Consider the following 16,198-nt stretch of genomic DNA (forward strand, 5'->3'; position numbering starts at 1 on the left):
TAGGCTGTATTTTTACACCAAACTTATAATAAAAATGCTAAATCATACGCTCCCCAGATTACAGATTTCAAATTTCCAACCTTAGCTGCATCTCCAAGAATATGTACATGTTCCGAAGATTCCTTAGCAAGTGACGTTCCTGGTACGTATCCAACTGATAAAACAACGGAATCACATTCTATCGTTTTTTCACCTTCTGATGTTTGAATTACAACTTTGTTGTCATAAATTTCCTTTAAGGTACTTTCCAAATAAACCGGAACTTTATAATAGCGAAGTAAATCTCGCAGACAACTCGAATTTGCCGCACAGATTCCAAGAGCTTTGATCAGGTCATCTGCCATTTCTACAATAAATGGTTCTTTTCCCTTCTTTGCAAGATCATATGCAATTTCACATCCAGTCAATCCACCACCAATTACTGCAATTTTATTTCCCACTTCTTTTTTACCAAGCAAATAATCAATTGCTTCGATTCCTTTTTCAAATCCAGGAACTGGAAGTTTACGCGGCGTTGCTCCAGTTGCAATTACAATTTCATCCGCTTTCACTTCATTTAAAGATGTAATTTCTGTGTTCATATGTAATGTAACCGGTAATTTTTTAATCTGTGTTCTATACCATTCAATCAAATCTTTATCTTTCTCTTTAAAATCCGGGGCTGCAGCCGCTACAAACACACCGCCGAGCCGACTCGCTTTTTCATATAAATCAACCGTATGTCCCATCATGGAACAGAGTCTCGCAACTTCCATGCCCCCAATTCCACCGCCGATCACTGCAATCTTCTTTTTAACCGCAGCTTCTTTCAATGCATATTTTTTTTCTTCAAATGAAACAGGATTTAACGCACAATGTCCCTGCGTCTTAGAATCATTCATATCCATTGCTGCTCCTGAATTTTTATAATATGCAACCGGAAGGCAGGCATTATGGCACGAAATACACGGACGTATATCTTCTTCTCTGCCTTCTTTTAATTTTGTTAAATATTCTCCATCACAAATGAACTGCCGACCAATTGCTACTGCGTCTAACTTGCCCTCTGCAATAGACTTTGCCGCTGTTTCTGCCTGCATCCGTCCTGCACAGATAACTGGAATGTCCACAAACTGTTTAATGTGTTCTGCTTCCGAAAGATTACAGTTAAGCGGCATATATACCGGTGGGTGCGCCCAATACCAAGAATCATATGTTCCATTATCTGTGTTTAATGCATCATATCCGGCATCTTGCAAATACCGTACTGCCTTTTCACTTTCTTCCATATCCCGTCCGAGTTCCGTAAATTCTTCCCCTGGAACAGCTCCTGTCTTAAATCCGATTACTTTACTCGTAACAGAATACCGTAACATAACAGGATAATCTTCTCCGCATTCTTTCTTAATTGCACGTACAACGTCTACTGCAAAACGGTATCTATTTTCAAAGGAACCACCATACTCATCTGTTCTGTGATTTGTATATTTGGTTGTAAACTGATCCATCAAATATCCTTCGTGAACCGCATGTACTTCTACACCATCTACACCGATTTCCTTACAAAGTTTTGCTGATTTTGCATATCCTTCTATATATTTATGGATTTCTTTCACTGTCAGCTGTCTTGTTTTGTATTGCGGAGCCCATACCAATTGTTCCCCATCATCCGGTGCGACCATCATATCATTCAAACGCAAGAATGGATTCGTTAATGTTTTTAAAACTTTATTTCCAGCAATCTTTAACATTTGCGATGCCAGTGTATAATTTCTTCCTGCAAATCCCGCTCCAAGCTGAAAAAATATTTTTGAACCATTTGCATGGATTTCTTCTACAATCGGCCGAGCCTGCTCAAATACTTTCGGACTTTTATGTAACCATTTACCCATTAACATAGAATAAACCGGAATCATGCCTGGAATAAAAAGGCCAACATCATTCTTAGCTCTTTCGATATAATAATCATGACTTTTTTCATTAAATCTAGGTCCCGCCATATTATCGACAATGTTTGTCCCTTCCATAGCCGGAATGATTACTCTGTTTTTAATTTCACATGTTCCAATATGGAACGGTGTAAATAATGCTTCATACTTCTTATCCATTTTTTCCTCCTGCAAGTATTTTTTCCTCAATACAATCTATCTCCATACTTCTCTTTTGATATATGTTTGATCTTGAGGATATATATTTCATCATTGAAATATATTATACCACTCTTTTCATTTTTCACAAAAACTTTTTCCTCTTTATACGGGAGTTTGACAGTTGAATATCGGAAAAAGTACTCACAGGTCGCATAAAACCTGCTTTTTTTATGTCAATTTTTTTGATTTTATATCTGTTATTTTATGTTATTGTATGATATAATAAGGGAGGAGGGATGACAGATGAATCTTCATATAACAAAATCAAAAAATGCAGAGTCCTTTTATATCTGCAAATCTTATACAAAAGCAAATGGCAGCACTACTTCAGCTATTGTCCGCAAGCTGGGAACCTTAGAACAACTTTTGCCTGAACATGGACCTACAAGAGATGATGTCATTGCATGGGCGAAAAATGAAGTGAAAATAGAAACTGAAAAATATAAAAAGGAAAAAGAAGCACAGACAGTATTGATACCATTCCATGCGGATAGACACTTAGATTATGGCAAGCAGGCCTTCTTCCGTGGTGGCTATCTGTTTCTCCAATCCATTTATTATCAACTACAAATGAATAAAATCTGTCGGAAATTGAAACATAAATATAAATTCAAGTATGATATCAATGCGATCCTTTCGGATCTGATTTATGCAAGAATCTTAGAACCTTGCAGCAAACGTTCTTCTTACAAAGTTGCATCTGAATTCTTAGAAAAACCATCCTACGAGCTTCATGATGTTTACCGGGCATTGGATGTACTTGGTACGGAATGTGATCTTATTCAGTCTGAGGTTTATAAAAACTCCCACTTCCTTGGAAAAAGAAATGATAAGATCCTTTATTATGACTGCTCGAATTATTACTTTGAAATTGAACAAGAAGATGAAAATAAAAAGTACGGCAAAAGTAAAGAACACAGGCCAAACCCAATCATCCAAATGGGATTGTTTATGGATGGAGATGGGATCCCCCTGGCTTTTTCTCTTTTTCCGGGAAATGCAAACGAGCAGACCTCTCTCAAACCGTTAGAAAAGAAAGTCCTTGGAGATTTTGGTTGTCAGAAATTTATTTATTGTAGCGATGCCGGGCTCGGCTCTGAATCAATCCGAGAGTACAATCACATGGGAGAACGGGCTTATATCGTAACCCAGTCCATCAAAAAGCTGAAGAAAGAAGAAAAGGAATGGGCATTAAATTTACAGGGATTTAAAAAAGTATCAGACGGAACCCCTGTTGATATCACAAAACTACCCGAAGATGACAAAGGACTTTATTATAAAGACGAGCCCTACACCACAAAGAAGCTGCATCAGCGCCTGATCATTACCTATTCTCCTAAATATGCCCTTTACCAAAAATCTATTCGAGACAAACAGATCGAGCGGGCACAAAAGATGCTGGATTCAGGAAGCACAAAAAAGAACCGCAAAAATCCAAATGATCCAGCACGTTACATCGGAACGATCGCTGTAACAGAAGAAGGAGAAGCTGCTGATGTAAAGCATTATCTGGATGAAGCCAAGATTTCCGAAGAATCCCAGTATGATGGCTTTTACGCAGTATGCACAGATCTTTTGGATGACGAAGTCAATGATATTTTAAAGGTAAGTGAAGGAAGATGGCAGATAGAAGAATGTTTCCGGATTATGAAAACAGATTTTTCTGCAAGACCTGTCTATTTACAGGATGAAAACCGGATCAAAGCACATTTTCTAATCTGTTTTCTTGCATTGACCATATACCGTTTCCTTGAGAAAAAACTGAATGCTAAATATACATGTGAAGAATTATTAGATGCTCTAAAAGAAATGAATTTCGCCGGAATACAGGAACAGGGATTTATTCCTTTATACAAACGGGAAAGAATTACGGATGCTCTTCATGATGTCTGCGGTTTCCGAACAGATTATCAGTTCATAACAAAAAGTAAGATGAGAAATATCCAGAAAAAAAGTAAAAGGAAAGAATAAAATACTAAAGTCCGTAACAACGGAAAAAATCGCTATACCCCAGTAAACATGAGGGATACAGCGATTTTTTCTTTTTCTAACTGTCAAAGATGGGATTATACCACTCTTTTCATTTTTCACAAAAACTTTTTCCTCTTTATAAACGCTCCTAAAATACAAACTTAAATTTCATTCTCCTTATTTCATTCCGAAAGAAGTTTTTGAAGAAACTGTTTTCTATTATTAATAAACATTTCTGTTACTATATAGCTTTCAGTTTCTTCATATTCACACTCATGGATCATATTATCATCAAATGATAAAATTTGAGCATCCGGTATTCCGAGCAAAATCGGTGAATGTGTAGCAATAATAAATTGTGCCCCCTGCTTAGCGCAGGCATATATTTCTAACAATAATGTCAGCTGTCGCTGTGGTGATAAAGCAGCTTCTGGCTCATCAAAAAAATACAAACCGTTCGGCCTCAAATAGTTTTGGGCAAGTGCAAGAAAACTTTCACCATGCGACTTTTCATGATATTTTTCCGACGGATGCGTCCAGTCCGCATATTCCTCTTCTTGGGTCGCCACATTATAAAAACTTTCTGCTCTTAAAAAATATCCCAATTTAAATTGGCGATATCCCTTTGCGACCCGAACAGCTTGATGTAACGTTGAATGTGAATCGTAGGTAGAAAAAGAATAATTTTTTGTACCGCCTTCAGGGTTAAATCCACAGGAAACTGCAAGCGCCTCCAACAAAGTCGATTTTCCACTTCCATTTTCACCCACAAAAAAAGTAACCGGACTAGAAAATGCTAATTTTTCTAATCCTTTTATAGCATTGATCTGTCGTAAATAACTATCAGTTGGAATTTTATTCCAATCTATATACAATCCCTGTACAAATAACTCATTCACAAAAACACTTCCTACAAAATGCACTTTTCTTTAAAATAAATTGTTACTGTAATACCAACATATTATGACATTTGTACAAACTTTAATCACCATTTTTTGTCTCGTCTGGTCTATAGTTTTGCTGTTTATCTTCATATTTCATCGCATACTTTCTTAGCTTACAGCTCTTGTCGTTACTATCCCTTTTTCAATTTATTTATTTATTTTTCTTGCCTATGTTTTCTGAAGCAAATCAGCATTGCGAACAAGAATAATGCACTAATTGCGACCAAAACATATGCCATAATCTGTGTTGTATCACCGGTTTTTACTGGTTTGTTTGATCCAATCGTATTACTTCCCCCACCTGAATTACTTGTGCCTCCCGAATTGCCTGGTTTAGAAGGCTGCGGCATTTCTGTATCCTCTCCCTGATAATAATTTTGAAACTGTAAATCACCATATTTTTTTCCGTCACCTTTTTCTGCTATTACCTGTGGAATCAATTTGCCATCTGCATCAGTTTTTATATAAATGGTAATATTGTAACAGCTCCTGTCATATTCATATCGTTCTTTATCTTTTGAGGTTTGGAGCAACTGATAATGATAAGTTCCCTCATGCGAAAACTGCAAAGAAATTGTAGTTTCGGCCTGCTCTCCACTCAGAGAAAAGGACCATTTATTCTCTTTTATCTCTTCAGGCATTGGGATATTTTCGTCTAAAGCACGAAATTCATAGTTTCCTATAAAAAGTATTTCTTTTTCTGGATTTTTTACTTCAAAATTCTGTTTTACCATCAATGGTACTTCTATCATATCTGATGCTGCCAAAACCCATCTTGCAGGAATACACAGGAAACCAAACAACAGACCAATAAAAACTAGTACTCTTTTATTCTTCCTCATATTGTGGTTTTCTCCGTTCATTTATAGTATCTTCCATAATTCTTCCAATCAAAAGATGTCTACCATTTGTAGAAGTTGAAGTACAAGTCGATAAAGTAATAAATCGTTCATCTTCACGGAATGGTAATTCAACATAATTAATTGCATGTTCTTTAACATAATCCAAATAATCTGATATATTTTCCTTTTGCAAAAAAGTATTATACAATACATTATCGTAAGCATCTGCATAAAGAAAAGCAAAAAATTCTATAGAATGCCAAGAATTTCCATAATACAAAGAACCCTGTAAATGCTCTTTAAAATACGATAATTTTTCATAATACTCTAATTCACCAAACATCGCATCTTTTGCCATGTGGTGCCCATACAGTATATGATTAAAATCCAAAAAATTTTTCTGATTACGACAATCAAGAAAAATGCTTCCAGATAAAGAAAACTCTCCCAACACATCTGTATTGACGTACTTTGAATTGTTTTCTGCCTGCACAAGAGGATAATCAATATGTGTATCTTCTACCGTTAACCAACCGAATACTTCTGAATTATGCTTTCTAAGTTCTTCAAAAGACAAATGACTTTCTTTGCTTGGACGATATGTTTCATAAAGAGAAGCATCTGCCTGTTGATTGATGTGTTGTGAATCCCATAAAACATAAATACCATAACATAGAATTGGTAGAAAGCACAAAACAATCAGCAGATTCAACGTCTTATCAGCTATTTGAATTATTTTTTTCCAATTAAACATTATTTTCCGGAATTTTTACGCTTTTTCAAAAAAGCAAGTGTTCCAAATGCCAAAATCGCAACAACAATTAAAAGAATAAATGGAAGATTGTTCATAATGATTCCTGTCACAGGCACATCATTATATGTATTTATAAAAGTCACGGCATTGTTCTTTTCGCCAATATAATGTTCATTAGAAGATAATCCCTCTTTTTCCGTACCAACATCCCATTGGCCTGTTACATCGTTGTCAGTCACTTGAATTTTAGGCGTATATCCATCTTCTGCCGCCATTTCTGTTACCACATACTTTGTTCCGGCCGGAAGATCGTCAAAAACTAATTTATCACCATCTTTCAAAGAAAATTTAGCCGGTGTTCCAACTGTCACAGGAATTTCTTTTTCTTCTTTATTAGTTGTTATTTTTCCTATATAAGTTGGATTATCCTGCAACTCTGTGGGAGATTTTGTAAAAATAATTTCAAACTCAAAAAATTTTGTTTTATCAGCCAATGTGCCTTCTGTCTTCTTTTCAATGCTTAAAGATGCCGATTTCCTGTAAGTATTGGTAAATACAATTTCACCTACCTTTTTTTGCTTATCCCCTATTTCAGATCCCTTTTCAGCAGTGATTGCTTTTATATACAGATTCCCCTGATCCGGATTTGCCACCTGCACTCTTAAATAATAACTTTCTGTTGAATATGTTACTGTTGGCACATTCCCTGGAGTCTCAGTGATTCTATATGCAAATTCTCCTGCATGAGGAAATTCTCCAAACTGTAAATCAGATTTTTTGCTTATTGTATATTTCCCATTTTCTGGATTCCCTTTTTGATCATTCAGTGAATAAACAACTGGCGCAATATTTAGATCAGGTGCATCTGGTGTTACTTTTTCGATTGTAAATGAAAAAGTTGCATCTGGTACGCTAAGCCCCTCCGCCATTTCTAATTTTTTGGTGATTGAAGGTGTTGCAACTGTAGGTGTCTCATTTGTAGTAGCAAAAGCATTGGTACTAATCCCCATAATCATTGCAGCTGCCATTAATATTGCGCAATATCTTTTTTTGCTCATATTTTTTCCTCTTTTCTTTTATCCTGATTTATATAACACTGGAATCAAAAACCTCTATGCCGAATCAAAGTAATAACAGAACCTTTAATTTCACTTAATTTTATGGCACCATAAATTCGGCTATCTTTTGCCTGCTCACGATTATCTCCTAATACAAAATATTCTTCTGCTCCTAATGTAATAGGAAAAGAAATTCCTTCCGTATAAGGAAGCGTTTCTGTATGGATACCCGCTTCTTGTTGCAAATAGCCATTGATTTTCAAACCCTCTTCCGTAATTTCTACATTATCACCAGCTTTTGCAACAATTCTACGAATCTGGATTTCTCCATTTTTTTGAATAACAACAAGATCCGATGGTTGGTATTCTTTTTGCAAACGATAATAAATTGCCAAATCTCCATCTTTAAAAGCTGGTGACATCATATTATCACTGCAACGGGTTATCCCGAAAATAAAAAGAAACATCACCGCAAGTAATATTAAAAAAATCACTACTTTCAAAATTAAAAACAAAACATCTTCTTTGATTGAATTATTTTCTTTTTGCTGTGTCATTTTTTCAATCCTTTACGCCACTGAAATAGTCCAACTATTAAAAGAAAGATTATTGCACTCAGAGAAATTACAGTACCAATACCTATACCATTACCACTCTGAAAAGCTATTCCTGTGGGGGGAACAAATTCTTTATTATTTACTACCTCAATAGAAGTATCTGAAGTCAACACACCTGTAACATTTTGCGCTGTTTCATTATTATAAGTAGTGATATAATGATCTTCATTAGCTTCCACTTCCGTTATTGTATAAGTTGCTTTGTAAGGAAGATCTTTGATCGTAATCTGCTGTCCGTTAGAAAGAGTTATGTTTGCCTCGCCATTCGTAAATACAAGTTGTCCATCAGCCGGTTTCTGAATTTCCGTTCCAAAACCCTCTTTCACTCCTCCAATATAAGGATAACTTCCATCTACAGGAGTTCCCGTTTCATCTTTTAGCTGTATGATAAAATTAAAACATTTCGTCTTGTCTCCCATTTCACCGGTAACGATTTTGCTCAAAGATAAATCCGGAAGTTTCGTATTCGTGAATGTAACGGCTTGCACATCACTAATTGGCACCTGCCCTTCAGAATTAATACTACCTATCTGATAACCTTGTGTTTCTAATTCTGTAACAATATACTGAGCATCAGCAGGAAGATTATGTGCCATTTTAGTCTCCCCAGCCTTCAGGCTAAAATTTGCCACCCCTTTATGGAATTTCAAATCACCATATAGACCACTAATTCCCTGATGATAAGGAAGCCTAAATTCAAATTGAAATTCTTCCTGACAATTTTCTTCACCAACCACTGTTTTAGTAATGGATACATCACCTACATTAGCCGCTGCAATTGGTACCCATGCAGAAAGCGATTCATTATGAATCACAGCACCTATCATGTGTTGAAATTTTTTCCCCTTAAATTCTATGTCCGGAGAAGGTGAGTATTGCTTAAATTCCTCCAACCATACAAAATCCGCTTGAATACCAAAAGACTCACCTTGCGTTGGCTGATGGTCACTAACCAATTCATACTCTTCATTTCCATATACATACGAAAGATTATCGCACAACGCCGTCATTCCTTCCGGAAGACTTAAATGATATAATCCTCTATATTCATCTGGCTCAATTAGACGCAAAGGACTGCTATGCCACATAGCATCCTTTGGATTATAGGTAAAGGTCAAATCTCCAGACAATTTGATATCGGAAAGGCTTGGCCTATAATTTAATAATCCTCCACGTTCAGAATAAGTATATAGAATCTGTGACAATGGCAAACTCATGGAAGCAAGATTGTTATCCGGAATACCATATGTATACAATAAATGCCAAACTGCATCCTGTGTTGCATTATACGCTTCTTCTTCCGTTACAAAATAAGAAGCTCCATAAAAAAACTGGAAAGTTGTCAAAGGTGTCCCACTATTACAGTTCGTAATACTAAACGCAGCTCTATAAAACGGCATGGAAGAAATATCTGCATAAGTCAAACCATTTGGAGTTGTCCCGCCATGAATATTAAGCTTAATAACTTCTTCTACAAATTGCCTCAAATATTCCAGATGTTCTTTATTAGAAGTAGTCCAATCTGCATAAGTAAAATCATGATGTCCCAAAAATGGGTAAGCGGTCTGCAATACAGGCGGAACAATCAACATTTCGTTGAATTCTGCTTCACTCGGAGTATATCCTGAAGAATCTGCAACGATTTGATACAGTCTTTCTCCATTATACGGATAACCTGCATATAACAATTTTGACAGCCGACGCATACACTCATTATAAGCATCCAGCGACTGAAAATCTTCTGGCGTTAAATACCCTTCTGTATAACCAGGTACTTGTGTATCTCCCATTCCTTCTGTATGATGCGGCCAATGCAACTTATTGTTCATACAAAAAAGTGTGATTTTTTTATCTGGATATTGTGGATCAATAATATAATGTATCCCATTTTCAAATAGAATCTGAGTTCCTTCAGCTACAGTCATTTCTTCATTGCCGTCAGAAAATTCTTCTATAACAATGTCTAAAACATCTTCTTCGCTTTCACTTTCACTCTCACTTTCTCCTAAAATTTCTTGTTCACTATCATTTGGAAACTCTTCTACAATTATGTCTGAAAACTCTTCACTTCCGTCCGGATTTTCTTGTGTTTCATTATTCAAATTATCTTCTGGCTCCCCATAAGGAAAATCTTCTGTTCCATTATTTGGAATTTCTTCCGTATTTTCTCCAGGGATTTCCTCTACGTTACCATTTGGAACTTCTTCTATACTTCCATCGGGAGCTACTTCTCCATTTTCCTCTGGTATTTCCTGCATATTACCATCTGGAATCTCTTCTATACTTTCATCAAAAACTACTTCTCCATTTTCCTCTGGTACTTCCTGCATATTACCATTTGGAATTTCTTCTATACTTTCATCAAAAAAACCTTCTAAATTTCCTTCGGGAGTTTCTTCAAAGTTCTCATTTGGAATAACTTTTGGAATGACTTTAATGTATCTATAGAATACATACGTTTCCGTTACATTTATTGAAGATTTCGCTTCGTATTCAATGCGATAAACAGCTCCTGCGCTTCCTGCGACTAAAAAGCCTGAATGATCATATTGATAATTACCATCATTTTCACATATCACATTTTTTACAAATACTTGTAAATTTTCTTCGCTTGGACTTATTGAGGTTACTCCCTGCAATAAATTTATCATCTGTCCTTCTTCTACTTCCAACACATCTATGCCAGTAGTAAAAATACCATTATTGGCAAATACCTTAGAAGATGAAATGGAAAAAATCATTACAAAAATCAATAAAAATGACAAGAAAGAAGAAACAATTTTTTTAAATTGCCTTGGTTTCATGTTTTTAAATCCTTTCTCTACTAAATTATCCATATCTTTTAATTTGGAAATATTATTCTTTAAAATCTATATCCTCCTTTCTAATAAAAATTGAAATCCAACATATTAAAAAAGCACTATCTGTCATCGGACATAAAAGTGCTTGAATTTGTAACTTTACCATTATATTTTAATACACAAAAAGGGCAGACCTCTGTCTGTCTGTCTGTCTGTCTGTCATAAGCGTAGCAATATATAAGCATAGCTGTCAACCCCTTTTGCAATTTACCATATTTCTCTTATAGTGTAATTCACTAATATTCTATTGTCAATAGTATCGCCCCAATAGTGGTTATCAGTTCTCTAAACATTGATTTTTTTACATATTTCTGACATAATCATATTGTAATGATGATATTGTGAATACCTAAAAACTTATTATATGAGGAGTACAATACTATGGAAAATGAAGAATTGTTAATAAAACTAACCAAAGAACTTATGCACGATTATTTTCAAGGTAACCCAGAAACTTGGTTTCAATATCTGGATCCCCGCTGCATTTTTGTCGCTACAGGCGAAACCATCTTATCGGGAATTGATAACATTAAGCATGAACTTAAAGCGCATCTAAAAAAAGGACGTGGAAATATTCTCTCTGATGAGTATTTTCATATCCCATTAAGTAAAAAAGTAACGGTTGTAATTGCCTATACTATTTCAGAAAGTAAGGAAGAAAACGATCTGCAGATTGTCAATATCATTTCTTTTATCTGGCAGATAAAAGGAAAAACCCCTAAGATTGTATACGAACATGCCTCTTACCGTTTTTATGATGAAAAAAACAAAGATACTTTTTCGCCATTAAAAGTTGAAGCATCACATTTTCAAATTGCAAAACATTTATTAATGGGAAACCCTAAAAAAAAGAGGATTTGTTTCCTAAACGGAAACAAAACAATCTATCTGGATACCTCTATGCTACTGTATATTGAAGGAAACCGCCACACCACCCTCCTTCATTGCATTGACAATACTTATACCTGCACCCAATCTTTACAACAATTAAGAGAAGAATTGCCTGATGATTTTTATCAAATACACAGAAGCTATATCATCCATGTGGATTATCTGATTTCCGTCTACTGCTATGAAGCCGAACTGATTGGTGGAATTACAATTCCTATTCCAGCCAATAAATATCGCCAGGTAAAAACAGATTTAGAAAAAATCACAAATAAAAGTCTCAAAAAACTAAAGTCCAAGTAATCATTAACCACTTTTTATTGTTGTATTTAAAAGAACAAAGTGCTAGAATGTAAAGTTAGGATAAGAAAATAAAAGTTCTTATAAACAACCATGCAAAATATGTGTAGGAGGATTGTTATGATTAAAGCACCAGTTATCATAGGGAATGTTGCTACAACACAGCAAAGGTTAATTGCATTAATAGTTCAGGAAGCCAACCAATATTCCAGTGCCATCTATATCCAAACAGATCATAAGAAAATTAATGCCAAAAGCATAATGGGAATGATGACCCTTGCTTTAGGACAGGGAGACATGGTGACAGTTGTTGCCGATGGGGAGGATGAAGAAAAAGCCATTAAAAATATTATACGTTTTTTGAAATAATTTCGAAAGGGTGAAGTCGTTTTCAGACTTGACCCTTTATTTTATAAGATGAATCCTTTATCGGGCTCAAAAATCCTCTACTCTTTTGATGACAGATAATAGGCCCAAAGTAACATACGTAAGGGCGAAAAACAATCTGATCACATATTGTTTCAGTATCCCCCTTTCCCATAAATAAACCTCCAAGCCGCGTACTTTTATAACATCAGTTTGGAGGTTTACACAGTCTCGTCTTTAAAATAGAAACGAAAAACGTATATTTTCTTTTATACAAAAAAAATTATAATGCTTCTCTAACAGATTTTCCATATGCATCTGCTGCCAGCATTGCATTATAGACAATTTCTGGTGTTATCTCACATGGCATATTATAAATCGTTTCATTTTTAGCACATGCAGCCACAGCCGCTGGCATCAAGTGGTCTCGACTTGTATCAGTAATGCCAAGTTCCTCAAATGTAACAGGTAAGCCGACAGCTACCATCCATTCCAGAAGCTCTTGCAATTCTTCTTCTGGTACATTTTCCAGTACAAGTTGTGTTAACGTACCAAAATTTACCTTCTCACCATGCTGCATATGATGGCATTCTTCCAGAACAGTCAGACCGTTATGGATTGCATGAGCACCTGCCAAACCGCCGGATTCAAATCCAATACCAGAAAGAAGCGTGTTTGCCTCAATAACTTTCTCGACTGCTGCTGTGCGAGCACCAGCTTCTACCGCCATTTTTGCCTTTACGCCTTCACTGATCAGCGTATCATAGCAAAGCTTCGCAATTCCCAATGCTGCTACACCAACTTTGCCGCCGGCACAGGTAGTTGCGCCGGATTGATAGCAGGCCCGCGCTTCAAAATACGTTGCCATTGCATCTCCCATACCGGCAACGGTTAAACGTACCGGACTCTTCGCAATTACATCTGTATCCATCAGTACAAGCTGCGGATTCGATGGAAGAAAGAGGTATTCCTGGAATACGCCTTCATCTGTGTAAATAACAGAAAGTGCAGAACACGGTGCGTCTGTTGATGCAATCGTCGGACAAATAATTACCGGAAGCTTCATATCATGCGCAACAGCCTTCGCTGTATCAAAGATTTTACCTCCGCCAACTCCAATGACAAGATCGCAAGACACATCTTTTACTTTGGCAGACAGACGATGAATCTCCGTCATGGAACACTCACCGTTAAAATAGTCAAATACCACTTCTGCATCTGTTCCAACAAAGCTGCGTTCAATTTCGTCTCCCTGACGTTTATAACCGCCTGGAGAAATCAGGCATAGTGCCTTCTTTCCAAAATTAGCTGCATATTTTCCAAGATTCTTCAACTCTCCCGCCCCTTGAATATAGCGAGACGGAGAAATAAAAACTGTTGCCATAGATATTACCGCCTTTCTTATCTATTTTTTATTTCTTAATTCTACACTGACAGAATAACAAATACTTGTCTATTTGTCAATTTTATGTAAAATCAGAACCTATGTATGTATAGAAAAATAATACGCTTTAAAATCTCCTTACCATTTTCTCTTCGGTACACATTTAATTTGGAACAGATCCAATACCCAGGGCACCGGCAGTAAGAAAAAAGCAACCACTGCAATTGGAATTAGTAACATTATCAGCGTTAAAGCAAACGTCTGCAAACGGGGTAGATTATTTTTCTTTCTCCATATTCCATAAATGGCAAGAACAATACTTTCCAAAAGACAAATAGCTGGAAAATATGCCATTGCAAAAACAAGCCACCCTATGTTATCTACCAGAAATATCAGTAACAACAAAGACGCAACACAAATTCCAATCTTAAAAATAGATTTTCGTTCGGCTTTACGCTGTAGTTTCATAAGCTCGAAAGTATCTGTTAGAGCCACAGAAGCAGCATCCTGCGTAATTTTTTCTGTTTCAATTTTTTCGAAGCGCATAGTTTCTAATACACTTCCCCCCCAATGCATCAGCCAGTGGTTCGATAGGTTTTATATCCGGGAACCCCAAACCACGCTCCCATTTACTTACAGCCTTATCCGTAACGAGTAGCTTTCTTGCAAGATCAACTTGGATCATATTGTTTTCTTTTCGTAATGTTGCAATGAATACGCCAAATTTTTTGCATCCATAGTCAGATCTCCTTTGCGTTTTTTTAGTATACAGCGCAAAGTAACATACAACAACCAACGTATCGTTTAATCCACCGATTTCTTTACTCTACGAATAGTTTAGGCAAAAAAACTACTCTATAAGAAGACAAAAAATACAGTATCTTTTAAATACTATGCCCCTTTAAATACCCAGTTTTAAAGGGGACACTTTTTACTCCCTGCCTTGAACAAACTGTTTCAATGAAACATCTCATTTTTTTAATAGCGTTTTCAAGATCTTTTCCAGTTTCCGAATTCGATGATGTTGATACCAAATTACACCTGGTAGTGCTGTCGCAAGAAATAGAGATATCAAAAAAATTTTTATAGCCTGACTTTTACTATCCACTCCTCCATAAGAAAATCCACATACCAAATTTACGAATAAAATATAAAAATATCCACAGAATAAACTCAATTCCAAAATCCATTTTAGTATATTTACTATCTTCTGTTTCATATCCCATTTTCCTTCCTCTACGTATAAATTTAGTTTAGCGAATTTCTCGCTATATTTCAATAGAAAATATCTCTCTAGTTTATTATTATTCTGAGGTGAAGCATATGTACAAACGGATTCGTGATTTGCGTGAAGATCGTGACCTTACACAAAAAAATATGGGAAAAATCTTAAATTGTAGTCAACGTATTTACAGCAATTACGAATGTGGAGACGTTGATATCCCTACTCAAATTTTGATCAAACTGGCCGAATTTCACAATACCAGTATCGATTATTTACTGGATATGACAGACAATAAGCATCCATACCCAAGAAAAAAAATACATCTGTATAAAATAAGCTTCTTTATATAATTTGAAAAGTTATTACAAGATAATTCACTGCTGTATTCATATCTGTACCCTATTCTTTTACTATATCAAATTGCCTTACGAGATATTTCATTGCACATATATCTCATGAACCAAAACAACGCTATACGATCAAATATCTTATTTATTGGAATAATACAATCCAAAAGCAACAAAATTGTGCTCCGTACACTCTCGCAGTTTTGCAAAACTGACACCGCACCGGATGCATATTGCAAAGCGATTATGCACCTCCTGCATCCGCTAATATGATTGACAAGCATTAAAATTGCACCGCGCACACCAATCTCTGACTCCTGTCCGTCCGGGCCACTGCTCACAGTCTGAATAATAAAGGATGCGCCGTTTACAGATACAATAAGCAAGTCAAGACCACCGGCTTAGCCGGTGGCTTGCACTGCCCCTATAAGGGGCTATTACCTGCTTGCGCCCGGAAGGCGCACTGAAGGTCTGCCAACTGCACCACATTCACAGCTGCCCCTAAAGGGGCT

Annotated in this window: 15 protein-coding genes; 4 read left to right on the top strand and 11 right to left on the bottom strand. The window is 36.1% G+C overall.

From position 1 onward, the window contains the following. Nucleotides 1-23 precede the first annotated feature (23 nt). Nucleotides 24-2,087: an oxidoreductase gene (locus QOX44_RS16515; RefSeq protein ID WP_283684788.1), complete on the bottom strand. Its 2,064-nt coding sequence runs from the start codon at nucleotides 2,085-2,087 to the stop codon at nucleotides 24-26. 285 nt (nucleotides 2,088-2,372) lie between these two features. Between QOX44_RS16515 and QOX44_RS16520 the strand changes: the two genes are divergently transcribed. Next, nucleotides 2,373-4,100, top strand: coding sequence for an IS1634 family transposase (locus QOX44_RS16520; RefSeq protein ID WP_283680726.1), 1,728 nt, complete (start codon nucleotides 2,373-2,375; stop codon nucleotides 4,098-4,100). A gap of 182 nt (nucleotides 4,101-4,282) precedes the next feature. Here the strand turns inward: QOX44_RS16520 and QOX44_RS16525 are convergent, their stop codons facing one another. From QOX44_RS16525 to QOX44_RS16550, 6 genes are all read right to left on the bottom strand, one after another. After that, complete coding sequence (locus QOX44_RS16525) at nucleotides 4,283-4,999, bottom strand: AAA family ATPase (RefSeq protein WP_283684790.1); 717 nt, start codon at nucleotides 4,997-4,999, stop codon at nucleotides 4,283-4,285. 200 nt (nucleotides 5,000-5,199) lie between these two features. Then, on the bottom strand, nucleotides 5,200-5,886 hold the full coding sequence (locus tag QOX44_RS16530; RefSeq protein ID WP_283684792.1) for a Spy0128 family protein: 687 nt from the start codon (nucleotides 5,884-5,886) through the stop codon (nucleotides 5,200-5,202). Then, nucleotides 5,873-6,598, bottom strand: coding sequence for a class B sortase (gene srtB, locus QOX44_RS16535; protein WP_283684793.1), 726 nt, complete (start codon nucleotides 6,596-6,598; stop codon nucleotides 5,873-5,875). Before srtB ends, QOX44_RS16530 begins: the two co-directional genes overlap by 14 nt. A 41-nt stretch (nucleotides 6,599-6,639) precedes the next feature. Further along, entirely contained in the window at nucleotides 6,640-7,698 is a 1,059-nt protein-coding gene (locus tag QOX44_RS16540; RefSeq protein WP_283684795.1) for a DUF7601 domain-containing protein, read from the bottom strand. Nucleotides 7,699-7,742: 44 nt separating this feature from the next. After that, nucleotides 7,743-8,255 carry a signal peptidase I gene (lepB, locus tag QOX44_RS16545; protein ID WP_283684797.1) on the bottom strand — a complete coding sequence of 171 codons (513 nt, stop codon included), beginning with the start codon at nucleotides 8,253-8,255 and terminating at the stop codon, nucleotides 7,743-7,745. After that, complete coding sequence (locus QOX44_RS16550; RefSeq protein ID WP_283684799.1) at nucleotides 8,252-11,152, bottom strand: DUF7601 domain-containing protein; 2,901 nt, start codon at nucleotides 11,150-11,152, stop codon at nucleotides 8,252-8,254. The genes lepB and QOX44_RS16550 overlap by 4 nt, the downstream gene beginning before the upstream one ends. Before the next feature lie 405 nt (nucleotides 11,153-11,557). On the opposite strand from QOX44_RS16550, the gene QOX44_RS16555 reads away from it, so the two are divergent. Together QOX44_RS16555 and QOX44_RS16560 are read left to right on the top strand one after the other, a co-directional pair. After that, nucleotides 11,558-12,367, top strand: a complete 810-nt coding sequence (locus QOX44_RS16555) for a LytR/AlgR family response regulator transcription factor (RefSeq protein WP_283684801.1) — start codon at nucleotides 11,558-11,560, stop codon at nucleotides 12,365-12,367. Between the two features lie 117 nt (nucleotides 12,368-12,484). Then, entirely contained in the window at nucleotides 12,485-12,733 is a 249-nt protein-coding gene (locus QOX44_RS16560; protein ID WP_283684803.1) for an HPr family phosphocarrier protein, read from the top strand. A 280-nt stretch (nucleotides 12,734-13,013) separates the two neighbouring features. On the opposite strand, the gene QOX44_RS16565 is transcribed toward QOX44_RS16560, so the two are convergent. The 4 genes from QOX44_RS16565 to QOX44_RS16580 form a co-directional block, all read right to left on the bottom strand. Then, a complete protein-coding gene (locus QOX44_RS16565) occupies nucleotides 13,014-14,114 on the bottom strand; it encodes a glycerol dehydrogenase (RefSeq protein ID WP_283684805.1) in 1,101 nt (366 codons plus the stop codon). Between the two features lie 138 nt (nucleotides 14,115-14,252). Continuing rightward, a complete protein-coding gene (locus QOX44_RS16570) occupies nucleotides 14,253-14,660 on the bottom strand; it encodes a hypothetical protein (RefSeq protein ID WP_283684806.1) in 408 nt (135 codons plus the stop codon). Beyond that, entirely contained in the window at nucleotides 14,641-14,910 is a 270-nt protein-coding gene (locus tag QOX44_RS18350) for a helix-turn-helix domain-containing protein (RefSeq protein ID WP_442955437.1), read from the bottom strand. The genes QOX44_RS16570 and QOX44_RS18350 overlap by 20 nt, the downstream gene beginning before the upstream one ends. Before the next feature lie 174 nt (nucleotides 14,911-15,084). Beyond that, entirely contained in the window at nucleotides 15,085-15,333 is a 249-nt protein-coding gene (locus tag QOX44_RS16580; protein WP_283684807.1) for a hypothetical protein, read from the bottom strand. A gap of 104 nt (nucleotides 15,334-15,437) precedes the next feature. Between QOX44_RS16580 and QOX44_RS16585 the strand changes: the two genes are divergently transcribed. Continuing rightward, nucleotides 15,438-15,689, top strand: coding sequence for a helix-turn-helix domain-containing protein (locus QOX44_RS16585; RefSeq protein WP_283684809.1), 252 nt, complete (start codon nucleotides 15,438-15,440; stop codon nucleotides 15,687-15,689). Nucleotides 15,690-16,198: the final 509 nt, after the last annotated feature.

This window comes from Parablautia sp. Marseille-Q6255 (assembly GCF_951230155.1).
GTDB lineage: Bacteria > Bacillota > Clostridia > Lachnospirales > Lachnospiraceae > Choladousia.